This is a genomic window from Paenibacillus qinlingensis, assembly GCF_013204845.1.
Classification (GTDB): Bacteria; Bacillota; Bacilli; order Paenibacillales; family NBRC-103111; genus Paenibacillus_E; species Paenibacillus_E qinlingensis.
On the sequence record NZ_JABMKY010000013.1, the window covers coordinates 1 to 23,072 of the forward strand.

Consider the following 23,072-nt stretch of genomic DNA (forward strand, 5'->3'; position numbering starts at 1 on the left):
GTTTGCACTGCTCAGAGACTCCAGCTGCTCGCCATTTGTAATATCCGCTCTTGGAGACCTTTAACACTTTGCACATCTTCTCCAATCGAAACTCGGAGCGGTGATCTTCAATGAACTTAAATCTCAGTTCTTTTCTTTGCTGAAGATGTGCATGGCCTTTTTTAGAATCGCGATCTCCTCCTTCAGATCTTCGATTTCCCGTTTCTGGTCATCAATGAGCTGAGACTGCTCGCGGAGGTTTTCCACTTTGTTCACAGGTTCATGATCAAACTCCCGATATTTCCCCAACCAGTTACGAAGGGTACCAGGATTGATATTCAACTCATCCGCGATATGCTCTAGGGATTTAGTCTGTTCTTGCACATACTTTACAGCTTCACGTTTAAAAGTTTCATTATATCGTTGTCTTGATTCGCTCATGGATAGACACCTCTTAGTTCATAGTTAAGATTATTATTACTCCTACACTAAGAGACGTCCACTTTTAATTCTAAGTGCATATATACAGCTAATTAGCTACGTTTTTGCAAATAGGATCGGATGAGGCCAAATTAACTACCTATTTTCCATCTAAATTGAATTTAACAATGGATTTCTCAAGAATAGCTGTAGAATTTCCAGTTATTTCATTTGCGACGACCAGCGCCGACTTAGGAATCGGAAGTTTGCACTGTAGATCCCCATAGTTCCCTCTAGAACATCAATAAAAAGCCCCACGAGTTAATCTCGCGGGGCCCATATGTGTATGAATTAATGGTTTGGTGTGAGTAGTTTATCTGCTAAAGATTGTTTAAGCTTCTTCATTGCATCGGTCTCAAGTTTGTTGCTTTGGGCGAATTTGGTTCCAGTTAATGCAAGCGCTTCCTTGACTGTCATTTCAACACGAATAATTTCTTCGCCATGCGGAATTTGTAACATTTTCATCACTCCTATGTCAGCTTTTAAAAGCGAAAACCTTGATTCTACGCACTTTTAATATAACACATCATGTAAGGTTAAACAAGAGCAAAGCGAGCCTATTTTTAAAATAATTAAGGGGGCTTGTCCGAGAAAATGAACACAGCAACGCCAACAATCAGAGTGGGAAACCATCACCATCCATCTACATCAAAGCATAAAAAGAACCGATCTCAACCATGAAGCACATGGCGATATCGGTTCTTTCAATGGCACTATTTTAACGGTAACAACGTAATTCCACGATTTCTGCATGTGCAGAGCCATTCGTTGATGCCACAACGACACGCAGACGGTTCGTTGATACGGCGCTGTCTAACACATGAACATGGTGCCTTGTATGATTGTTAGTTGCCTCAACAACTGTTGTCCACGATTCCCCAACCCATGCTTGCACTGAATAATCTTTAACGAGTTCTGGAATAATTTCGAATTCGGTCCGATGATGATGCAAGTTAATTAAATCCTCGTTCACGTCATCATTGAACGTTAGATGCACTTCCCCAATGCTATGAGTTCCCGTCCAGCTAGCTTCGAGCCATTCCTCAGCACCATTGCCTCCAGCGGAAGACCACAGATGTGGACTACCGTAAGGCCGTTTGTGGCCGTCAGCAGCTTTCTCAGCCGCATAAGCGGATGTTGGCGAGAGAAGTCGGAAGCAGATTGGCTTCCGTTTAAAGTTATACGGACTCCAGTCGATCACAGGTTGATCAGGTTGCATGTCCCCGAAGTCTGCTGTACTTGTCGTGACCGCATTATTCTTAAAGGACAGTACGCCAGATTGCGGGCGATCGGATAGATGTACAGCTAGAGCAGGGTTGCTTTTGAGCACGATGAACGCGTTCTGAGCGTGTGTTGGCTCCCAATTCAGCGCTGCTGTAACCCACTGCTTAGTCCCCTCAGCTACAGGCACGACAACGGTCGCTATGAGTGTTTGAGGGACGTAATTCTGCGGCTTGCCTGTGTCCCACAGTTCGACAGTAAGCTCTGTAGCAGCAGTCGCATCGACTAATAGCTCTAAGCCATTAATAAACGGATCTACGGGCACTAGAAGCGCTGCCGGCGTCTCCAAAGGATAAACACCAGCCGACTGCTCCAAAGCCAGCTCTGTCAGCGTGCTGGAGGCCGTCAGCGTCGCGCTGCGCACAAGATCTCCCTCGTCGTTATTCACTACGCCGAGAATCGACGCATCCTGCCGCAGCAGCGTCTGCTGCAGCTCGTTCAAGTGCTCGCTATGCAGCTCGCGTGGTGAGATCCCTTTGGCTGCGCACAGGGCTGCGCCTGTGCCCGCAGCTTCGCCAATTACAGCACATGTCGCCATGACACGTGTTGTGCCGAAAGCAACGTGGGACGCGCTGATATTGCGTCCAGCCATGAGCATATTCGACACGTTGGTCGAATAGAGGGAACGGAACGGGATATGATAGGAACCATCCATATGCATATGTTTAGAGCCGCTTTCCGTCGAATACATGCCTTGCGGCGGGTGCAAATCAATCGACCAGCCGCCGAAGGCAACGCGGTCCTCGAAGAACTCTTGGGCAATCACGTCATTTTGATTCAGGACGTAGTCCCCGACGAAACGGCGGTATTCCCGTTTCCCTGGAATCGATCCAATCCATTCCAATGTTAAATTGGCGCTGTCAAATTTCCCTGAGTTTTTGATATAATCCCAAATCCCATAGATAACGGAGGAAAGCTCATCACGAATTCGCTCATTATCATGAACAGTGTCATGTTCTCCGCCCCATTCAATCCACCAGTAAGCGCACCCATTATCGCCGCTGCGAATGACTCGCTTCATAGGGATAGACGTTTGTGTAATATCTTTAGCAAAACTTGGTGCTATATATTTAACTGGGCGGCCAGCATCTTTGGTGTAGAAAAGAAGTGTGCTTCCGAGCGTGATATCATCGGGGATAAGAGGTGCCCATTCCTCGTTTAATTCATGCCTAGCTTCGCGGCCAATACGGAATTTAGCGCCTGCTAGGAAGCCGACTAGACCATCTCCTGTACAATCGAGGAAAACACGACTTTCGAAACGGATTCTTCGCTCCGAGCCCATCATCCAACCTGTGACAGCTTGAATGGTGCGATTATCATCGTCACCTGAGGCATCGACCTCGTGCACATCTGTGTTTAAGAATAAAGTAATATTTGGCTCCGCTTTCACTTTTTCAAGGACAATTAAATCCCAGATGTAAGGGTTGCCATCAATATTGCGATATTGGTTTTCTACAAAAAGTTCACCCATAATACCGGTTTCGCGGGCATTGCGGTGGACACCATGTGAAGTGGCACCACACACCCATACACGTATTTCACTGCTGGCATTTCCGCCAAGTACCGGACGATTTTGAACGAGAGAAACAGTTTGACCTAATCGTGCTGCAGCAACTGCTGCACAAACGCCTGCCAAGCCACCGCCAACGACTGTGATATCAGATGTAACGATTTCATGCTTCATAATGAGCACCTCACTAGTTTTAGAATATCCATGCTTTCATTTTAAAATAGGTGATATCCTTTTAACATACAGTGAGTTACAATTAGCATATACTTTATTTCATCGAATGGAGAGTAGGATATGGCCTATCGCGATCCAGCCTTGAAACTCTTATCTCATGTGTACTGGCATCAGAAAAAAGAGTTTATGTTTGAGCGTGATGACTACCCATGTTGGACGTTGTTTGCGGTGGAGGAAGGGGGCTTCTTCTATGAAATTCGTACGGAGCAAGGTGAGGCTAAATTCGGAGACCTGGTGCTGTGCCCCCCTCGAACCGTGTTTCGTAGAAAAACGATCGAGCCGCTGACGTTTCATTTTATACAGTTTATTGGGGAGCCCCATATGGAACAGGAAGCTAGTTGGAAGGGAAAGCTGTCCGTCCAAGATCTGCCGCGCCTGACGTCTAGTTATCGCTATTTGCGATCTATGCAAGGGTGGGATGAAGAGAGCACTCAGCATAAGCTGCATCTTGTGAATGATCTCTTCCGAATGGTACAAATGGAGAACCTTATCAAGGAAGGCTCACCTGCTACTATTATAGATGGAGATATGGACCAAGCACGGGGCTTTCTGACCGACCATGCGTTTGGCAATCTATCGATGCTGGAAGTAGCCACCTCATTGGGACTGACGCCTGTTCAATTTACCCGCAGATTTCGGAAAGCCTTTGCCCAAACACCAACCGAATTTATTAATGACTTGCGTCTTACGCGTGCGAAACATCTTTTGGAAAATACGACATTCACGCTGGACATGATCGCGGCCCAATGTGGTTATGAGAATGGCTTTTACTTGAGCCGTGTGTTTACGCAAAAAATCGGCAAAGCTCCCTCCTTGTATCGCAGTATGCATCGAGTATAGTACAAAAGCACAACCCCCCAGATCTTCAATAGAAGACTGGGGGGTTGTGTGCTAAAGGCTAATTGCCCGTATACGGCAGTTTTCCTTCGGTATATTCGTTCTCCGGCTTACGGATCCAACGCTGTAAATATCCTTGCGTATGCAAGGCTTTGATCAGAATGATCAGTACTGGTGAGAGGATCACCCCAGCTACCCCAAATAGGGAAAGAGAGATAATCATGAACGCTAAGGTAGTAAATGCCGATACCCCTAAGGATTCACCTGTGATTTTGGGTTCCATAATTTGTCTGACGAGAATCACGACTAGAAGCAGTGAACTTAGCCAGATTGCCAGCGTTGTATTACCAACGATAAATAAGTATATAATCCACGGGATGAATAGTGTGGAAACACCAAGCAATGGAAGGACATCAAAAATCGCTGACAATAGGGCGATAGAGAAGGCATTATTCACATTCAGTACGAGCAAGGCAATAAAGACAACGATGAACGTTAATGTGATGAGCTTGGCTTGTGCTTTTATGTAAGAAACGATCCCCTTCACGACATTTTCCTTAAGAAAAAAGAAGGCGGATTTAAAGGTGTTCGGTGTTTGCTCACTTGCAATACGTTTCCAAGATTCAATTTCGATGCTTAAGAAGTATGCGAGAATAATGCCGACGATGAAATTGAACATGAACGTGGAGAAAGAGGTCAGGGAGGCGACTAAGCCTGATAAAAAGGCGACAAGGAATGTAGACGCTTTGCCAGCAAATTGACCAGCATAATCTTTGGCCTTACCAGTCACATCATCGGGCAGGGCTTGGAATCGATCATTTAACTCCGCAATGCGATGAATAATCTGCTCGTTGAAAACCGCTGCGTAGTCATCGATTTTATCCACAAGACTCATGATTTGACTGGTGAAGATGACGACTGCCCCAGCCAACGCACCTAGGATGATCAAGACGAAAACCAAGGTTGAAAGGGCGGAGGCAAGCGATTTACGCATGCCTTTGCGATTCAAAAACCGAGCCAAAGGCTCGATCATCATGAAAATAATCAAGGCCAAGAAGATTGGCGTGGCGATAGCGTACAAATAACTGAATAACAGCATGAATAAGTAGACGGTTAATACGATGAGCCCTATGTCGAATACCGTTCGCCAATATTTCTTGTAAAAAGAAAGCATCCCTGTTCCCCCAGATCGTTATTGTTCAGTTAAAATAATCGGTCCGTTACTAGTGATCGCAATCGTGTGCTCGTATTGTGCAGAGAGACTGCCATCGTATGTTCTAGCTGTCCAACCGTCTTGGTCGACTTTGGAGTGATATTTACCAACATTCAACATGGGTTCAATGGTGAAAACCATGCCTTCCTTGATGCGCGGCCCTTTGCCAGCCGGTCCATAATGCGGCACTTGAGGCTCTTCATGCATCTCGGAGCCGATTCCGTGACCGATGAAATCTCTAACAACCGAGAAGCCATGCGACTCCGCATAAACTTGAATAGCGTTAGCGACATCGCCGATCCGATTACCAACGACTGCTTTTTCAATACCTTTATATAAGGACTCCTTGGTAACTTGCAAGAGTTTCTCAGCAACAGGCGAAATCGTACCAACCGCGTAAGACCAAGCGGAATCTGCTAACCACCCATCGACCCGAACGACCATGTCAATCGTAACAATGTCACCATCATTGAGCGGCTCTTTCTTTGGGAAGCCATGACAGATGACGTCATTTACCGAAGCACAGGTTGCATAGGGATAGCCGTGATACCCTTTTTGCTCAGGTGTAGCGCCATGTTTGGCCAGAAAGCCTTCGACAAATTGATCGATTTCCCATGAAGTAATGCCTGGGCGAATCATTTTGGCGATTTCTTTATGGCAATCCGCAAGAATTCGGCCTGCTTTCCCCATGGCTTCAATCTGTTCTTTCGTTTTAATAGTAATCATCAAGTTTCTCTCCTCTTCAGCTAGCTTCCCTAATTGTTCATTATGTCCATTTTGCTGACCAAAGCTTCATCTCTCTAATAATTTGATGCAGATCCTGCCCTTTTGGTGTCAAGGTATACTCAACTGTAACAGGAACTGTAGGGAACGCCATGCGCTCGAGAACCCCGTGTTCTTCCAGATGGCGCAAAATATCCGTAAGGGATTTGGGACTAATGCCCGTAATTTGACGCTGCAGCTCTCCGAAACGTTTCGTTCCACAGAATAATTCGCGAAGAACAAGAAAGGCCCATTTCCCACCAATAACCTCCAAGGTTCGCTCGACGGAACACTCGATTTCTTTGGGGATTTTGGGAACATAGTTGCTTAGTGGAGCGACTTTTTCATTTTCAAGAGTGGACATGAGATCGCTTCCTTTCATCAAAATCGTGTAGGGTACTTACTTTAAGGTTAGTAAGTTAACATTTTGTAATAAGGGATTAATACTCATACTACTATGTATTTTAAAGTTCCTTATGGAATTTGGCAATAGAAGGGTAGAATAGGACAAGGTTGATTTCATGCTCTAGATTCTTTACAATAGAGTTAAAATTAAAATTTATTGTTTCAGGAGATGTGTACATATGAATGTCAAAATTTCTCGTAATGCAGCAAAAGTACTTCAATTGGAGCTTGATAAAGAAGAAAACCAAGGTTTGTTGGTTCGCGTACAAGTGACGCATAAGCATGGTGATCATGCTCACTATGGTTTGGGTCTTGATGATAAAACGGAAAATGATGTTGTTGTAAACACAGACAAAGGAATTGATGTTTTGTTGGATCAATCAGAGCCGCTTCTAGACGGTATTCGTATTGACTACTTCTACACACCAGAAGAAGGCTTCATGATTACTAACCCAAGTAAGGGGAACCACGGAGACCACTAATGCGGAATGATATTCGCATTTGTGATAAATGCAAACACATGAAGGTGAAATCAGCGCTTGCCAAAATAAGTGCAATTGCACCGGATACGGAAGTCAAAGTTGCGTGCAAATCGTATTGCGGTCCATGTTCGAGATTCGCATTCATCTTTATTAATGGCCGCTACATTACGGGCGCAACAGAAGACGAAGCCATCGAAAAAGCAAAAAAATATGTGAAATGATTAAAAAAGCATCCGTCCAATAAGGACAGGATGCTTTTTTTTGGCTTATATAAGCTGTGAAATTAGGCATGCACGGCTGATTTTTCTAACAGCTTACGAATTTCATGATCGATCTTATGCGGTTTCGTAGTCGGTGAGAAGCGCTTGATCACATTGCCGTTTCCATCGACAAGGAATTTGGTGAAATTCCACTTGATGCCAGATCCGAATAGGCCAGATGCCTTGCTTTTCAAATAACGATACAAAGGATGGGCATCAGCGCCATTCACATCAATCTTGGCAAATAACGGGAAATTAACACCGAAATTAAGCTGGCACGCTTGTTCAACTTGTTTGTTATCGCCAGGCTCTTGATCCCTGAATTGATTGCAGGGAAAACCTAGGACACTAAAGCCTTGATCTTTATAGGTGTCGTGTAACTTCTGAAGTCCTTCGAATTGAGGAGCTAACCCGCATTTGGTTGCTGTATTTACAATAAGCAGGACTTGGTTCTTGTAATCGCTAAGAGATTTGTCCTCACCGCGAATCGTCTTCACTTGAAATTGATGTACACTCATAGTGACACTACCTTCCGCTACTAATATTTCTCACAATTTAATTGTACACAATTTTAATTCGGAAGGAAAGTTATTTTTTTGCCAAATCTTCTAATGCACCTGTTATCCAAGGGAAACGCCACTCAAAACCATGCTCTTGCAAGACACGCGGAATGACCTTCTGACCTTCCAGAAGGAGAACAGAAAGTTCGCCGAAAATTAACTTCATCATAAATGCGGGAACGGGGAAGAGATTAGGTCTATGCATAGCAGTCGCAATCTCTTGCCCCAATTGTTTATTCGTTACAGGGTTTGGTGCTGTGGCGTTTACAGGACCCACAATCGCGTCATTTTGAACGCAAAAATCAAGCATTCTCACCATATCATCGATGTGAATCCACGAGTGCCATTGCTTGCCACTGCCCACGGTGCCGCCTACACCAAACTTATATGGAAGTGCCATCTTAGGGAACGCACCTTCTTTATTATCCAACACAAGCCCAACCCGCACCTTCACGATACGTGTGCCTTGAATCAGATCAGCTGCAGCTTCCCATTGCTTGACTACGTTGGCTAGGAAGTCTGTTTCTCGATAAGGACTTCTCTCGTCAAACGTATCCGTCTCCGAAATACCGTAATACGACATGCCAGAAGCATTCACAACGACTTTAGGCTTTGGATTCATTTTGGCGACTAGCTTGGCTACATGATCAGCCGCTTGCAATCGGGATTGTACAATTCGCGTCTTAGCCGCTTGCGTCCATCGTTGACTGATGGATTCACCTGCCAAATTTACGATGGCATCAAGACCTGCAAGAGATTCCGTATTCTGCTCTAACTGATCCCATGTTATCGTTCTGACCCGTGGTATCTGCTTGGAAGATGAGCGTGAAATATTAATGAGTTCGTGACCTTGTCCCAACCAGTATGAGATTAATCGTTTTCCTATAAATCCGCTGCCGCCTGTGATCGCTATTTTCATATGCAAGCACCTCCATATCGTTATTATAAATTCTCTACCCAATAAATACCATCTGAGACATGGAAAGTTAGAGTAAACTTCTTAGTCTGAAATGACGACACAATTCGCTATTTTCGTGTATAATTGGATTTTGGTTATTAATTAACCAAAGGGTAATTCGTGTGTCAGCGAGAGGAGTCATCGTCTATGAATCGTATGCGTCAATTTCTTCAAGCCTATCATCCTATCGTACATACGCTTATCTTAGGTACGGTCATGGCTCGGGCTGCTTCTTCCATGAGTTTACCGTTCCTAGCTATCTATTTGGCGAAGCACTCCGATATGAGTCCAGGCGTCATAGGTATTGTCATTGGAATGGGGGCGTTAGCTGGAACGTTTGGCGGTTTTATCGGTGGCACCTTGTCGGATCGATTTGGGCGTCGAATCATTATGCTCGCGGCACTGTTCGGGTGGAGCTTTGTCTTCCTAGGCTTTGGAGTCGTCAAACTTCCCGTGTTGTTTATGCTGCTCAATATGCTGAATGGACTTTGTCGTTCTTTTTATGAACCCGTATCACAGGCCTTAATGGCAGATCTAACAGAGCCCTCCAAAAGGCGACAGGTATTCTCTCTTCGGTACATGGCGATTAACGTCGGTGTAGCTGTTGGTCCATTACTGGGAGCTTTCTTTGCGACAATGAACGGAGCCTTACCATTTCTGCTCACAGGAATCATTTATGGAATTTATGGCCTTACACTTTACGCCCTTCTTATTAAGTTTGGGATTAAGAAAATTGAGGGTGAGAAGAAATCAATTGTTACTTTCCGTTCTGCGATAGATGTTATTCGTAAAGATATGACCTTTCGTTTGTACATTATCGGGGGGATTATCGGAGCCATTGGCTATTCACAGGTAATGGTTACGTTGTCGCAGTACTTGCAAAGGGATTGGGCTGATGGGGTCAAAATGTTTGCCATTCTCATGAGCGCCAATGCCATTGTCGTCATTGCGATGCAGATCCCTTTGGGGAGATGGGCGGAAAAGTATTCACCTCTAACGGCAATTGTTGTTGGCAACTTCATGTTCGCATTAGGAGATATCGGATTTGCCTTTTCACACACGCTGCCATGGATGATTATTTCGATGGGGATCTTTACATTTGGTGAAATTCTAAACTATCCAGCCGCGAACATGTTGATTGATAAGCTAGCTCCAGAACACATGCGCGGAACGTACTATGGTGCTCAAACGTTAACGAACATCGGTCACTTTATGGGACCATGGATTGGCGGCTTTTTATTAGTATCTTATGGCGGCAGCACACTCTTTCTTGTGATCGCTATTTTGTCCTTGATTGGCTCAATTTTCTATTGGAGAGGCACAAAACGTCGAAATGTTGCGAATATAACGTCGAAAATGCAAATATTATGATGAATTTCGTAAAAATAGTTCCTCCGAACTATTCGATTTCAAATCGTCATCCCTTATCCTTGAGAGTATAGCAAGGAATAGTAGGAAGCTACATCTAACAGGATTGTGCACGTCATCTCGACAAAGGCAAAGCTGGCGAAAGCCAGTGACGCAAAGCTACAGGGGCCTTACTTCTCCTGCAAAGGACAAGCAGCCAGCCAGCCGCCGAACGATTGGGAATTCACTTTCGAACCCCTCTAGTCGGTTCACTACGGTGGGGTTTTTTCTCTGTCATAGCGAAGCAAATGAATCAAATGGAATGACACGCACAAAGGAGGCCCTAGCGGCATGAAATCAGAAGTAAAATTGCAGGATGAACAAAAAGCAACATCGTTATGCGGTAACCATGTTGCTCGTTTGGTGCCATCCACGGATGGTCCTAAGCTTATGATTAATCGAGAAGAGTATGCATTGAACGAAGCGTGTTGGGATGTTGAAATGTTTCACGGGAGAAACAATAGCATTCTGATTTTTTACTGGAAAGGTGAAGTAAAGCTTTCTGTGAAAATGCCCCCTATGGCTCAAATTGAAGGGTTTGTCACAAGACTTTTGCAATGTCTATCATCCAAATTGAGAGCGGTTCAACCTATCTAGGTGAATCGCTCTTTTTTTTGAAATCGCTCATTGTCACCAATCAACACTAGCTGATATAATATACCAATACAATTCGTAGTTCTTAAGGACTATATTAAAGGAGATGCATGGCATGAGATTGATCACACGTTCCGATTTCGATGGCTTAGTATGCGCGATGCTCTTCAAACAATTAAACATGGTGGATGAAATGAAATTTGTCCATCCCAAAGATATGCAAGATGGCTTAATTGAGGTTACCGAGAATGATATTTTAGCTAATGTGCCCTATGTCGCAGGATGCGGTTTATGGTTCGATCACCATTCTAGTGAACTCACACGGATGGGGGAATCCGTAACGTTCAAAGGTGAAACACGGCTGGCTCCAAGCGCTGCGCGAGTTGTCTATGATTACTACGGTGGAAAAGAAACCTTTGGCGATATCGACGATATTATGTTGGGTGTAGATAAAGCGGACTCCGCGCAATTTAGCAAAGAGGATATTTTGAATCCGAGCGGTTGGGATTTGCTTTCGTTTATCATGGACGCTCGAACGGGGTTAGGTCGTTATCGGGATTATCGCATCAGCAACTATCAGTTGATGGAGGATCTAGTCGAGCATTGTGCAACGAAATCCGTTGACGAGATCATGGAATTGCCCGATGTCAAAGAGCGTGTAGCTCGTTATTTTGAACTAGATGCGCTTTACCGGGATATGCTGCAAACCTATACTCGGGTAGAAGGAAATGTCATTATTACTGACCTTCGCAACGTGGAGACGATCTATCCAGGGAATCGTTTCATGGTATATGCGCTCTATCCGGAGCAAAATATTTCCATTTGGATAGTTGACGGTCGAAACAAACAAAACTGCGTATTCGCTTGTGGGCATAGCATTGTCAATCGCACCGCACAAACAAACATTGGTGATTTGATGCTCCAAAATGGTGGTGGCGGGCATCAAGCTGCTGGGACTTGCCAAGTGGACTATGCGCAAGCTGACGAGGTTCTGCACAAAATCGTTGAAACGATGCAAGCAGCAGGTTAAAATAAGTGGACAAGCCGCAGCGGGGGAGCAGCCCAGCGTGCGGTTTTTCTTTGTGAGGAGGTCATATTCAATGGATTTAAAACAGATGCATCACGTTGCGATTATTTGTTCCAATTACGAACTATCGAAGCATTTCTATGTTCATTTACTCGGGCTCACCGTCATTCACGAAACCTACCGCGCTGAAAGAGACTCGTACAAATTGGATTTGCGAATCGGGGATACCGCGCAGGAAATTGAATTGTTTTCTTTTCCGAATCCACCACTGCGTGTAAATCAACCAGAAGCTAGGGGACTGCGTCACCTGGCCTTCGTTGTTGCCGATATGGAGCAAAGTGTACAAGAGTTAGAAGGCAAAGGAATTCCAGTTGAGCCAGTGCGAATTGATCCGATTACGGGGAATCTGTACACGTTTTTCGTGGATCCCGATGGACTGCCGTTGGAGTTGGTGGAGATTGTTGGATAGGTGAAATTCTGAGCGGGCTGAAGTAGATCGGACTATTGACTTATAAATGGTAGAGCGATTAGTCACCTTGATGCATAACGGACACCAGCGCCGTTATTGTTCTGTAATTCGTTACTTTTTGAACCTAACGGACAGGAGAGCTCCTAGTTGCTCATTTTGAATCAAGTTTTCATTCAAAAAGGACGAATAGCCGCGTTGGTGTCCGTTAAAATTCTGAAGTGGTGATGATCCCACGAATAAGGGCTTCTGTGTCCGTTACAACGGAGCGGGAAACGGGAAGGATCAGCTCTCCGTATGTGTAATCCCAAAATAGCGGCAGCGAAGACATAAAGTCTCGCTGCCGCTGTTTCATTTATCTGTATGCTATGTGAGTTATCAGCGCGGAGGCAAAGGGCCTAGATACTGGAACAAATTACATTCGATCCGACCGTTAAACAGCTTACGCTTCTTATCAGCGCGGCGGTTCATATAATGCTCGAGCTGGGTGCTCGGGCTTAGGATGAACAGGCTCCACGACGGCATCGGCCGCGTGAGTGCGCCGAGCTCGCGAAGCGCCAGCTCGACATCTGGTGCTTCACCAAGTCGCTCGCCATACGGCGGGTTGGTGATCAAGCAGCCATAGTCGCCGCGTGGGCGCGCTTTGGCGATGGGTTCAACCTTCAGCTGGAACTGCTTCGTCAGTCCAGCTGCCTTGGCGGCCGCCTCTGCCACTTCGATGGCAGCAGGATCAATATCGCTGCCGACGATGTGCAGCGGCACGTTGTCTTTCACCGCGTCGAAGGCTTCGTCGCGGGCTTTGTCCCACAGCTTGCGGGGAATGTTCCCCCAAGCTTCACTAGGGAAGCTGCGCCGCAGGCCTGGCGCGATGTTCCAGCCGATCATTGCGGCTTCGATCGGGATGGTACCCGACCCGCAGAACGGGTCGTAGAGCGGCCGGTCGACGTTCCAGCGGCTTAGCAGGATCATTGCAGCCGCCATCGTTTCCTTTAGCGGCGCTTCAGTCACGAGCTTACGATAGCCCCGCTTATGAAGGCTCGGGCCGGTCGTGTCGATGGTTAACGTCGCGATATCGTTCAGAAGCGCGACTTCAATGACGTAGCGCGCTCCGTTCTCGGGGAACCACTCGGTGCCATAGCGCTGCTTGAGCTTCTCAACGACAGCTTTCTTAGCGATTCCTTGGCAAGCGGGAACGCTCGATAATTGCGACTTATGGGATCGCCCCTCGACAGGGAATTCGGCATCGTTCGGGATCCAGTCTGGCCAAGCGAGAGCTTTGGTGCCTTCGAAAAGCTCGTCGAAGGTTGTTGCTTTGAATTGCCCCATGAGTACGAGGACGCGATCTGCTGTACGCAGCCAAAGGTTCGTACGACAGATGGCCAATTCGTCACCAAAGAAACGAACGCGTCCATTCTCGACGGTCAATTCCTCATAGCCGAGATCACGGATTTCGCGGGCAACGATAGCCTCTAGTCCCATCGGACAAGTGGCGATTAGTTCAATTTTTTGTGGCATAGGTATAGTCCTTCCATCCGGGTTGTACAACGCTCAGAAAACTCATACAATTAACAAGTATAGGACAAATAGGTTACACTTACAAACGGGTAATGCAAACTACCTACCTATGATGCGAATTTAGGAGGACAAATACATGGAAACGATCACTGCAGAAAGCTATATGGAAGGTCTATATGAAGACGATGCCGTACTAACACGGGTGAAGGAAGTTATTGTTGCTCACAACATGCCTGAGATCTCTATCGCTCCAGGATATGGCAGATTGTTAACGATGCTGGTTACGATGATAGGTGCGAAGCGAGTGTTGGAAATTGGAGCATTAGGCGGATATAGTGGCATTTGCTTAGCAAGAGGGTTAAAAGAGGGCGGCAAGCTCATTTCTTTAGAGCTGAAACAAGATTTCGCGGATGTGGCGAAGCGCAACGTGACCGACGCAGGTCTTGGGGATTTCGTTGAGTATCGGATAGGCGAAGCACTTCATCACTTGAATGAACTGCTGGAGCGGGGCGAGCGATTTGATTTCTTCTTTATTGATGCGGATAAAGTGAATTATCCGAACTATTTGGAGCTCGCAATTAAGCTGGCTAATCCTGGTGCAATCATTGCTGGAGATAACACGCTGATGCGAGGCAAAGTTGTCGATGAGAAGCAAACGAAGGCATCCGTACAAGCGATGCGAACGTTTAATCAGCGGATTGCGACAGATGAGCGGCTGGAAAGCACCATTCTTCCAGCGTATGATGGTTTGGCATTAGCTCGGGTGAAATAGAGCAACTGAGCAAAAAAGAGCGATTCGCTGCTAGCAGCTGATCGCTCTTTCATGTGTTAAGACGCTTTATCTTTCGTATGTATATCAGAATCGATCCTTTTCGTATCTTTTATTTGTGGTTGAATTTGTGTTAATGGTGCCTGAGGTTGCTTGGTTGGTGCGAGGTGAGTCGTTGTACGTTGCTTCTTGAAGCTCATCGTGCTAAGGCTGTTCCAATAGATAAACAAACATTCGGCACAAACGATAATCAATATGATTTTACGCCAATTTAGCTTCATTTAGATAAGCCTCACTTTCCATCATGCACCTATATTAGCATATAGTGGAATTAATTTCCATGAGTTTTCATCCAAGGGTAAAATCATTCCCTATTCGCAAGGCCTGTCGATACATGGAAAACCTCCATCTAATTTTCGGAATATATGATGAAAGTATGAATTAAATGGAAAAAGTACATATAAATGTCCCGTTTTCAGAGGAAATCAAAGAAAGAGCCCAAATTAGCTGCCTAAAATCCAGTTATTTGTGCAAATGGGTGTTTTAGACTGATAATAACTGGAGATTTTCCATTTATCTTGTTAGGAGGGGGGTGATAGGAGTAGGCGGGAGCACAAATTCAAACGTCCAAATGCACCAGTCCTGTCGTAATCTCCAACTCGTATCTATGACTTTCAGGCATTTGCATGTCGTATGCCATCTGGACAGCTCGCTTAATATCATAGGGCACCCGCACGAATTGCAGCGTAACCCCGGCCTGAACCGCAGGATCCGTTTCGCCCTCGATCACGCAGTAGCACGCCTGAGGTATACCGTCGTAGGGAACGCCAATACTGCCCACGTTGAACAGCATCAACCCGCTGCGCTCCTGAGTTTTTGCATGCTGCTCTGTCAGGCTCGCATTCCGCCCAACTGCGTTCGCCCGCTGCTCTCCCAGAGTTGCAATCGGCTTTCCTAGCTCCGCACTTTGCTCCTCATCACTCGCACGCCGAGCCTCTAAGCCAGCCCTCAGCTCCCCCCTCTCTGAAGGATTGCTCAACGTCAACATATAAGGGATATGTATATCCCCGTATCCAACGATATCCGGCTCATCACCACCGACAGGGAACCCGGTCATCTCTGTATTTTCAAACATTGCTAGCCGCTCTATCTTGGAAGCTTCCCGTTTCAATCGATGAAAGACACTCTGAGCCGATGCGTGGAACAAGCGAATATGTTTCCCGCTAAGCATCACGTCGATGGAGAAGGGAAGCTGCTTCAAATAGGCTAGCCTCTCATCACCAAGCGATTGTTGCTGCCACAAGCCAGCAGGAAGCTCCTGCGGCATCGTAATGCCGAGATCCCAGTTGCCTTGCACAACGGCTTCACAAGTCAATTTAATGAGGTCGACAACCTCAGATGAGCTTGGTCCTTTGCCAACAAGATCACCTAGGCAGATGATACGTGTAAGGCCTCTACGCTTAATATCGTGAAGCACTGCTTCCAAAGCTGGAAGGTTTCCATGAATATCGGAAATAATAGCGATTTTCTCCAAACGATCCGTGTCCTTTCTTCTCTTATGTAATGCTTCTGTTATACCACAAGGTAGGCATTCCTGAAAATGTGAGTCTCTTCCTATTACCCAACGATGTCGACATCTGTTATAATTTGTAGGGGGAAAGGGGAATGTTTGAATTGGAATCCAGACAAGAACGTCACGGTAAATCGAAAAAAGAATCAAATCCGAGCAAAAAGCCTTCACTTAAAGTTTTAGGTGTCTTCACAGTTGCAGCGATTGCTTGTTTTGCCATTGGAATCGGGGCTTCTTATTTGTCCTCCAATTATAATAATGGGGAAGAAGAGGGATCGGCTTCAACACCAATGGCTGTTATTTCACCTAAACCATCGACCTCCACTACGAATGGAAATTCGACCGTGCAGGTAAGTCCCAAAGCTTCTGCCGTCGTTACCCCGACACCAACACCATCAGCGAATGCAGCAGCGGTACAGCAAGTAGGAACTGGCGCGCAAGTGAAGTTAACTTTTGTGGGTGATGTGATTATGGCCTCCAAAGTGGAAGATATTCTTAAGCAAAAAGGCTATGATTACCCGTACACGAATGTAAAAGATTTCTTAACCAAAGCTGATTTTACAATTGCAAATTTGGAATCGCCCATAACGACTAGAGGCAGTGTTCAGAACAAAGAGTACGTATATCGTTCAGCGCCTGAAGCATTGCCCCCGCTTAAACAAGCAGGTGTTGATATTGTCAACCTAGCCAATAACCACATTATGGATTATGGATCTGAAGGATTATTAGATACGATGAAAGCACTGGATCAAGAGGGCATTAAGCGAGTGGGAGCCGGCAAGGATAACTTAGAAGCCTACCAACCAACCATCGTGGAAAAAGATGGCATGAAGATTGCTGTTTTTGGTTTCAGCCGTGTTGTTCCAGAAGCTTCTTGGAAAGCTGCACCTGGTCATCCTGGCGTTGCCGAAACATATAACTATAAGCCGCCTGTTGAAGCTATTGAGAAAGCCAAAGCAACCGCAGATCTCGTTGTCGTTGTGGCTCATTGGGGCGTAGAGCGCGATGACAATCCGGATAAAAATCAGAAGGAGCTCGCACATCGATACATTGATGCAGGAGCAGATCTCGTTATCGGTGGACATCCGCATGTCCTTCAAGGCTTTGAACAATACAAAGGCAAATGGATTGCCTATAGTTTAGGGAACTTCATCTTTACGACGAATGATACACCCAAAACGTGGGAGACCGTCATCTTGGAAGCGGCTTGTAAGAAGGACAAGTCTTGCAATATTCATTTAGTGCCAATTTTGACGAAATTAGCCTTGCCTACTCCAATGAATGAGGAAGATGGTGCCAAGCTATTTCAACGATTAAGCAAAATTTCAATAGGTGCCACGGTGGATGCACAAGGCAATGTGAATAAGAAATAGAAGAGGTGTTCATCTCACATGACAGCAACGATCCGAAATATATATTGCGTTGGACGGAACTATCGCGCCCATGCAGCAGAACTTGGGAATGACGTCCCTGATCAACCGATGATTTTCACAAAGCCTACTCATGCGTTAGCACATATGGATGGAGGCGCTCTGTCTCTCCCTAGTGATCAAGGTGAGATTCACTATGAAGCTGAACTCGTCTTACATATTTCGAAGCCGTACACGGAAGGCATACAAGTCGATGAGATCGTCGATCAATACGCACTAGGGATTGATTTCACACTTCGTGATGTGCAGAGCGTGATTAAGAAAAAGGGGCAGCCCTGGCTGCCTGCCAAAGGCTTCCTGAAGTCAGCGCCAATCACAACTTTCCGTCCATTTCCTGGGGCATCTGAGTTGGCGAAATCGAACTTTCAACTTCGTCAGAATGGGCAAGTTGTTCAGGATGGGAACATATCTCATATGATTTTCGATCTTCAGACCATCATCGATTACATTGCGAAGCATTATGGATTAGGTCCAGGTGACATCATTTTCACGGGGACGCCTGAAGGCGTCGGCCCTGTCCAAGATGGCGACCGATTAGAGTTGCACTGGGGCGAAGAATCATTTGGAGCTTTTTCCATTCAGTTATAGCATAAAAGGGCAAACTCTAAGGTCAAGTCGACCTCTGAGAATTGCCCTTTTTTATTGGTATTCTATGTATTCGTTTCAAATGGATTGGCTAGAGCAGCATCCGAATATTGCTCTCTTACACGGAGAATAGCAGGTAATTGTTTGAAAAAGGCATCAACCACATCAGGGTCGAAATGCTCTCCGCGTTCCTCCTGAAACAATTGGAGAATACGATCGAGCTCCCAAGCCTTCTTGTAGACACGATCACTGCCAAGGGCATCGAAAACATCAGCTATAGCTGTTATACGCCCGTAAATATGAATCGCTTCACCTTTAATGCCGCGCGGGTATCCTCGTCCATTCCATTTCTCATGGTGTTCATAAGCAACAACCGCGGCGGTTTTGAGAATATGGCGGGGCGAATTTCGAAGCAGATTATAGCCGATTAGCGTATGGTTTTGCATGAGTTTGAACTCGTCCTCAGTCAGCTTGCCTGGCTTATTGAGAACCGAATCGGGGATAGCTACCTTGCCGATATCATGCATAGGTGATGCAATCTTCAACAGTTCAGCCTCATCTTGACTCATACCTAACTCAAGTGCTAGTAAATACGAATACTCGGCAACACGCTTCACGTGATTACCTGTTTCCTTAGAACGACTTTCACCAATTTCCCCCATCCGAAAAATGATTTCTTTCTGGGTTTCCTCAATTTCCATCGTGAGGAGAGCAGACTCTAAGGATTTTCCGGCGTAGGAGGAGGCCAAAGTCAAATATTCCATATCTTTATCGGAGAATTGTTCACACGCTGTTAGCTTATTAATCGCTTGATAAGCCCCCATAATCTCGCCTTGGCTATTCCGGAAGGGGATGACCATCAAGGCTTTGGTGCGATAACCCGTTTGTTGATCCGTGCGGAGGGCACCATTTTGCAGATAAGATTTATATTCCTCATTGGTATAAGCATCATGAATGAAGACAGCTTGATCATTCGTCACAGCGTAGCCTACAAGGCCAGCAGAACTTGGAATCCGAATTTCATCAAGACCATGAGCCACTTTAGACCATAGCTCATTCTTTTGTGTATCGAGCAGCCAGACGGTACAACGATCAGAGACAATCATCTCGCGACCCATATCCGCCATTAGCATAAGTACGTTATCAAGAAGCCGTTCGTTCGCAATCTTGGAAGCATAGTCGAAAATGACACGCAGCATTTCTTCGGGTTCTAGGTCTCTTTTGTAAGTGGAATTGGTAGTGAAGTGATCTTGCTCCATGTCAGCCTCCTATCGCTTATCACTTTTATAGTATCATAGAATAGGTTATTTATGGTTAACAATTTGCAGAAATAACCGAAAAATGTCGAATTAATTTTACAAAAATGCAATAAAAAGGGACGAAGTCGAATGTGATACAATATACATAATTAAATTGGGTGCAGAAACGAAATGAAAGGGAGAGTCCTATTTATGCTGTTTATGCCGGTACTCTACGGATTCATAGGAAGTGTGTTGATTGCAGGTGCTGCCTACTGGAAGAAATCTTTATCTATGACGGGGGGGATAGCTGCGGTGCTGCTAGGAACGACGATGTATGCGTGTGGGAGTCTAGCATGGTTCGGAACACTAATCGCATTCTTCATTTCTTCTAGTTTGCTATCGAAACTCAAACATCAGCGCAAGGCCGCAGCAGAGAGTGGCTATGCCAAAGGTGGACGGCGTGATGCAGGTCAAGTTGCTGCCAATGGAGGACTTGGTTTGTTGCTTTGTATCGGAAATGCCATCTGGCCAGATCCTGTCTGGTGGTATATCTATTTAGGTGTTATGGCAACTGTGAATGCCGATACGTGGGCAACCGAAATTGGCGGGTTAAGCAAGTCGATTCCTAGGTCTATCGTGAATGGGAAGCCGGTTGCAGCGGGTACTTCAGGTGGAATTACGGGGCTAGGATTGTTTGCTTCCTTGCTTGGTGGGGCGTTTATTGGACTTGTTGGAGGCATTTACCATCTTGGGGAGTCACATGAGGCGAATAGCTTTATTGTTGTTCTGGTCTTGCTGGGGGCGATAGCTGGATTAAGCGGATCTCTTGTGGATTCCTGGCTCGGGGCTACCTTGCAGGTGATGTTTTATTGTGACGTTTGCGGCAAAACGATTGAAAAACAGGAACATTGCTCTCAGAAAGCTAGGCAAATTCGTGGTCTGCGAGGGATGAGTAATGATGTGGTAAACGCATCTTCCTCATTAATCGGAGGGGTAATATGCTTCTACTTAAGCACCTTACCTCTCTAATGGTTGTTCGTCAGTAATACGTTATACTTCTATACACTTGGCTCGTTCTGTTCTATGTCGGAAACCTTGGTGGATACAGCGGGTGGAAGTTGCGCATCGTGAAGTTGTTTCTCTAATTGTTTAACTTTACGCTGGAGCTTATATTGACGTACCATGCCGAAGAGACCAACAATGAGACCACCTAATAAGGTTGAGGTTAAAATGACGAGAATTAGAGGTGTGGACGTCGTGGTGAACATGAAGTTTACCTGTACCGGCTCTACATTGACGACAGCGAAAACAGCTGTGATTAGAGCAAACACTAAAGCACTGATTAAGATCCATTGCATCTTCATATAGCCATCTTCCTCTCTTGTTTAAGAAAAAGGTTGAAAGCTAATGCTTTCAACCTTTTGGTGTTTCCTGCTATCCGCCTTCGTTACCAACCGGAAGGCGGAGGTAATCTCGGAATCGTTTACTTCGTTAGCTCTTCCATTTGGTCCAGCAACGAGCTGAATACGCTCATGGCTTGCTTAATCGGCTCAGGTGAAGACATATCCACACCGGCCTTCTTGAGAATGTTCAGCGAGTAGTCACTGCCGCCGCTTTTGAGGAAGCCGAGGTAGCGGTCAACTGCTGGCTGACCTTCATCCAAAATCTGTTTCGCGAATGAAGTAGCAGCAGAGAAGCCTGTCGCATATTTATAAACATAGAAGCTGTTATAGAAGTGAGGAATCCGAGCCCATTCCATCTCGATATCTTGATCTACAACCATGTCGTTGCCATGGTACAGTTTATTCAAGCCATAGTAGATTTCGCTGAATTCTTGTGGTGTTAGGGATTCGCCTTCTTCTGCTTTCTCATGCGTGATCATTTCGAACTCAGCAAACATCGTTTGACGGAATACTGTCGTACGGAACTGATCAGCGTAGTAAGTGAGCAAGTACATTTTTTCCTTCGGATCCGTTACACGTTTCAACAGATAATCCATCAGAAGGGCCTCATTTAAAGTTGAAGCAACTTCAGCTAAGAAAATGGTGTATTGTGCATAACGATACTCTTGGTTCTCATCCGACAAATAGGAATGAATGGCATGACCCATCTCATGCGTTAATGTAAACATGCTGTTCAAATTGTCTTTATGGTTCAACAATACGTACGGATGTGTGCCGTAAGCACCCCAGCTATAAGCACCATTGCGCTTATTTTTGTTCTCGTATACATCGATCCAGTGGCTGTCGAAGCCGTCTTGAAGAATTTTCAAGTAATTTTCGCCTAGTGGTGCCAAGCTTTTCTTGATTTCTTCTTTGGCTTGCTGATACGTAATATCCATTTTGAACTCTTCAACGAGCGGTGCAAACAGGTCATACATATGTAATTCATCGACCTTGAGCAGCTTTTTACGGAGTTTGAGATACCGTTGCAACTGAGGCAAGGATTCGTGAATGGTGGAAATTAAGTTCGTATATACTTCTTTCTTGATATTGTCACCGAAGAGTGTCGATTCAAGGACAGAAGGGTAATGACGTGCTTTGGCATAGAAAATGTTTTTGTTAATATTCGCGCTTAGTGTAGCACCAATCGTATTCCGATTATTGCGGTACGTTTCATAAACCGCTTTGAACGCATTCTTTCGAACCTCTGGGTCACGGCTCTCTAGGAACTGAATATAGCTGCCGTGGGTTAGTTCAACTTCCTCACCCTTTTCATTCTTCACCTTCGGAAATTTCAAGTCTGCATTGTTCAGCATGCCGAAAATCGTACTTGGCGCCCCGGCCATCGTGCCTGCTTGAGCAAGAAGTGCTTCTTGTTCCTTAGACAACGTATGTGGCTTCTGGCGGATCATTTCTTCAAGTGTATCTTTATAAAAAGATAAGGAAGAATCACTTACGAGCTGCTGAAGCTTTTCGTCCGAAAGGCTTAAAATTTCAGGAGATATGAAGGAAGCTGCTTCCCCAACTTCAACACTGAGTTTTTTTGCTTTTTCGGATAAAGCCTGGTACACAGGTTCAGCTGTATCTTCATGATGCTTCATGTTGGCGTAGACATATAATCGTTCCATTTTCACAGAAAGCTCATCTTCCAATTGGAAAATTTGCTTCACGGAAGCCGCATCGTTAAGTTTTCCTTGGAAGGCACTGACTTTGCTAAGCGAGCCCTTCACCTCTTGAAATTCTTGATCCCAAGCCTTCTGATCGGCAAATAAATCCTCCAATTGCCAACGGTGCTCGGCCGGTACTTGCTTGCGTTCCAATAATTGAGTCATCGGAGCCCTCCTGTCCTTGTTTTGAGATTGGGGTAAGCTGGAATCCTTTGCGTGTAAATCAGCTATGGGGATGGAGCTAAGTAGAATTCCCATGACAGCTGTTACATAAAGAAGTCGCATTGCGGTCACGCTCCCGGCATATTCCCATGTGGGATGTTCTAACTGAAATCCCAATCCATGGTTTTCACCTAGTATGACCGATTGCCTGTTCAATTATTATTATACAAAACAAA

25 protein-coding genes, 1 pseudogene and 1 riboswitch are annotated in these 23,072 nt (G+C 45.5%); of the genes and pseudogenes, 12 read left to right on the forward strand and 14 right to left on the reverse strand.

Going from position 1 to position 23,072, the window contains the following annotated elements:
- Positions 1-123: 123 nt before the first annotated feature.
- From HQN88_RS21585 to HQN88_RS21595, 3 genes are all read right to left on the reverse strand, one after another.
- The gene (locus tag HQN88_RS21585) at positions 124-420 is read right to left on the reverse strand and encodes a transposase (protein ID WP_056609655.1); all 297 of its coding nucleotides are present in this window, start codon (positions 418-420) and stop codon (positions 124-126) included.
- A gap of 330 nt (positions 421-750) precedes the next feature.
- Entirely contained in the window at positions 751-918 is a 168-nt protein-coding gene (locus HQN88_RS21590; RefSeq protein ID WP_162261632.1) for a hypothetical protein, read from the reverse strand.
- Positions 919-1,177: 259 nt separating this feature from the next.
- Positions 1,178-3,424, reverse strand: a complete 2,247-nt coding sequence (locus tag HQN88_RS21595) for an FAD-dependent oxidoreductase (RefSeq protein WP_173116393.1) — start codon at positions 3,422-3,424, stop codon at positions 1,178-1,180.
- A gap of 120 nt (positions 3,425-3,544) precedes the next feature.
- Between HQN88_RS21595 and HQN88_RS21600 the strand changes: the two genes are divergently transcribed.
- Positions 3,545-4,324, forward strand: coding sequence for a helix-turn-helix domain-containing protein (locus tag HQN88_RS21600; RefSeq protein WP_173116395.1), 780 nt, complete (start codon positions 3,545-3,547; stop codon positions 4,322-4,324).
- A 58-nt stretch (positions 4,325-4,382) separates the two neighbouring features.
- Here HQN88_RS21600 and ytvI read toward each other — a convergent pair whose 3' ends face one another.
- Genes ytvI through HQN88_RS21615 form a run of 3 tightly spaced genes read right to left on the reverse strand, consistent with a single transcriptional unit; the run spans position 4,383 to position 6,660 of the window.
- On the reverse strand, positions 4,383-5,495 hold the full coding sequence (ytvI, locus tag HQN88_RS21605; RefSeq protein WP_173116397.1) for a sporulation integral membrane protein YtvI: 1,113 nt from the start codon (positions 5,493-5,495) through the stop codon (positions 4,383-4,385).
- Positions 5,496-5,513: 18 nt separating this feature from the next.
- Positions 5,514-6,260: a type I methionyl aminopeptidase gene (map, locus tag HQN88_RS21610; RefSeq protein WP_173116399.1), complete on the reverse strand. Its 747-nt coding sequence runs from the start codon at positions 6,258-6,260 to the stop codon at positions 5,514-5,516.
- A gap of 40 nt (positions 6,261-6,300) precedes the next feature.
- Positions 6,301-6,660 carry a winged helix-turn-helix transcriptional regulator gene (locus tag HQN88_RS21615; RefSeq protein ID WP_056616422.1) on the reverse strand — a complete coding sequence of 120 codons (360 nt, stop codon included), beginning with the start codon at positions 6,658-6,660 and terminating at the stop codon, positions 6,301-6,303.
- 220 nt (positions 6,661-6,880) lie between these two features.
- Between HQN88_RS21615 and HQN88_RS21620 the strand changes: the two genes are divergently transcribed.
- A complete protein-coding gene (locus tag HQN88_RS21620; protein WP_173116401.1) occupies positions 6,881-7,183 on the forward strand; it encodes a HesB/IscA family protein in 303 nt (100 codons plus the stop codon).
- Positions 7,183-7,404 carry a YuzB family protein gene (locus HQN88_RS21625; protein ID WP_028556521.1) on the forward strand — a complete coding sequence of 74 codons (222 nt, stop codon included), beginning with the start codon at positions 7,183-7,185 and terminating at the stop codon, positions 7,402-7,404. Before HQN88_RS21620 ends, HQN88_RS21625 begins: the two co-directional genes overlap by 1 nt.
- Positions 7,405-7,466: 62 nt before the next feature.
- Here the strand turns inward: HQN88_RS21625 and HQN88_RS21630 are convergent, their stop codons facing one another.
- Positions 7,467-7,961, reverse strand: coding sequence for a glutathione peroxidase (locus HQN88_RS21630; RefSeq protein WP_173116403.1), 495 nt, complete (start codon positions 7,959-7,961; stop codon positions 7,467-7,469).
- A gap of 70 nt (positions 7,962-8,031) precedes the next feature.
- The gene (locus HQN88_RS21635; protein WP_173116405.1) at positions 8,032-8,922 is read right to left on the reverse strand and encodes a TIGR01777 family oxidoreductase; all 891 of its coding nucleotides are present in this window, start codon (positions 8,920-8,922) and stop codon (positions 8,032-8,034) included.
- A gap of 186 nt (positions 8,923-9,108) precedes the next feature.
- On the opposite strand from HQN88_RS21635, the gene HQN88_RS21640 reads away from it, so the two are divergent.
- The 4 genes from HQN88_RS21640 (at position 9,109) to gloA2 (ending at position 12,458) form a co-directional block, all read left to right on the forward strand.
- Entirely contained in the window at positions 9,109-10,332 is a 1,224-nt protein-coding gene (locus HQN88_RS21640) for an MDR family MFS transporter (protein WP_173116407.1), read from the forward strand.
- Positions 10,333-10,447: 115 nt separating this feature from the next.
- Positions 10,448-10,541, forward strand: a riboswitch (cyclic di-GMP riboswitch).
- A 118-nt stretch (positions 10,542-10,659) separates the two neighbouring features.
- Positions 10,660-10,965, forward strand: coding sequence for a hypothetical protein (locus HQN88_RS37775; protein ID WP_246320387.1), 306 nt, complete (start codon positions 10,660-10,662; stop codon positions 10,963-10,965).
- A gap of 112 nt (positions 10,966-11,077) precedes the next feature.
- The gene (locus HQN88_RS21650; RefSeq protein ID WP_173116409.1) at positions 11,078-11,992 is read left to right on the forward strand and encodes an exopolyphosphatase; all 915 of its coding nucleotides are present in this window, start codon (positions 11,078-11,080) and stop codon (positions 11,990-11,992) included.
- Positions 11,993-12,062: 70 nt separating this feature from the next.
- Complete coding sequence (gene gloA2, locus HQN88_RS21655; protein ID WP_173116411.1) at positions 12,063-12,458, forward strand: SMU1112c/YaeR family gloxylase I-like metalloprotein; 396 nt, start codon at positions 12,063-12,065, stop codon at positions 12,456-12,458.
- A gap of 375 nt (positions 12,459-12,833) precedes the next feature.
- On the opposite strand, the gene HQN88_RS21660 is transcribed toward gloA2, so the two are convergent.
- Positions 12,834-13,970 (reverse strand): THUMP domain-containing class I SAM-dependent RNA methyltransferase, encoded by a 1,137-nt coding sequence (locus HQN88_RS21660; RefSeq protein WP_173116413.1) that lies wholly within the window; start codon positions 13,968-13,970, stop codon positions 12,834-12,836.
- 136 nt (positions 13,971-14,106) lie between these two features.
- Here HQN88_RS21660 and HQN88_RS21665 point away from each other — a divergent pair, with 136 nt between their 5' ends.
- Entirely contained in the window at positions 14,107-14,742 is a 636-nt protein-coding gene (locus tag HQN88_RS21665; RefSeq protein ID WP_173116415.1) for an O-methyltransferase, read from the forward strand.
- A 56-nt stretch (positions 14,743-14,798) separates the two neighbouring features.
- On the opposite strand, the gene HQN88_RS21670 is transcribed toward HQN88_RS21665, so the two are convergent.
- Both HQN88_RS21670 and HQN88_RS21675 read right to left on the reverse strand, forming a co-directional pair.
- Positions 14,799-15,020, reverse strand: coding sequence for a hypothetical protein (locus tag HQN88_RS21670; RefSeq protein WP_173116417.1), 222 nt, complete (start codon positions 15,018-15,020; stop codon positions 14,799-14,801).
- Between the two features lie 338 nt (positions 15,021-15,358).
- Complete coding sequence (locus HQN88_RS21675; protein ID WP_173116420.1) at positions 15,359-16,273, reverse strand: metallophosphoesterase family protein; 915 nt, start codon at positions 16,271-16,273, stop codon at positions 15,359-15,361.
- Positions 16,274-16,404: 131 nt separating this feature from the next.
- Here HQN88_RS21675 and HQN88_RS21680 point away from each other — a divergent pair, with 131 nt between their 5' ends.
- Complete coding sequence (locus HQN88_RS21680) at positions 16,405-17,682, forward strand: CapA family protein (RefSeq protein ID WP_246320388.1); 1,278 nt, start codon at positions 16,405-16,407, stop codon at positions 17,680-17,682.
- Between the two features lie 18 nt (positions 17,683-17,700).
- Positions 17,701-18,327 carry a fumarylacetoacetate hydrolase family protein gene (locus HQN88_RS21685; RefSeq protein ID WP_173116422.1) on the forward strand — a complete coding sequence of 209 codons (627 nt, stop codon included), beginning with the start codon at positions 17,701-17,703 and terminating at the stop codon, positions 18,325-18,327.
- A gap of 62 nt (positions 18,328-18,389) precedes the next feature.
- On the opposite strand, the gene HQN88_RS21690 is transcribed toward HQN88_RS21685, so the two are convergent.
- Positions 18,390-19,583: an HD domain-containing phosphohydrolase gene (locus tag HQN88_RS21690; protein WP_173116424.1), complete on the reverse strand. Its 1,194-nt coding sequence runs from the start codon at positions 19,581-19,583 to the stop codon at positions 18,390-18,392.
- A 158-nt stretch (positions 19,584-19,741) separates the two neighbouring features.
- On the opposite strand from HQN88_RS21690, the pseudogene HQN88_RS38680 reads away from it, so the two are divergent.
- Together HQN88_RS38680 and HQN88_RS21695 are read left to right on the forward strand one after the other, a co-directional pair.
- A pseudogene (locus HQN88_RS38680) lies at positions 19,742-19,840 on the forward strand (hypothetical protein); the annotation flags it as partial.
- Complete coding sequence (locus HQN88_RS21695) at positions 19,815-20,594, forward strand: DUF92 domain-containing protein (RefSeq protein ID WP_420794165.1); 780 nt, start codon at positions 19,815-19,817, stop codon at positions 20,592-20,594. The pseudogene HQN88_RS38680 and the gene HQN88_RS21695, both read left to right, overlap by 26 nt.
- Positions 20,595-20,623: 29 nt before the next feature.
- Here the strand turns inward: HQN88_RS21695 and HQN88_RS21700 are convergent, their stop codons facing one another.
- Together HQN88_RS21700 and pepF are read right to left on the reverse strand one after the other, a co-directional pair.
- A complete protein-coding gene (locus HQN88_RS21700; RefSeq protein ID WP_173116426.1) occupies positions 20,624-20,929 on the reverse strand; it encodes a LapA family protein in 306 nt (101 codons plus the stop codon).
- A 119-nt stretch (positions 20,930-21,048) separates the two neighbouring features.
- A complete protein-coding gene (pepF, locus tag HQN88_RS21705; RefSeq protein ID WP_173116428.1) occupies positions 21,049-22,839 on the reverse strand; it encodes an oligoendopeptidase F in 1,791 nt (596 codons plus the stop codon).
- Positions 22,840-23,072 lie beyond the last annotated feature (233 nt).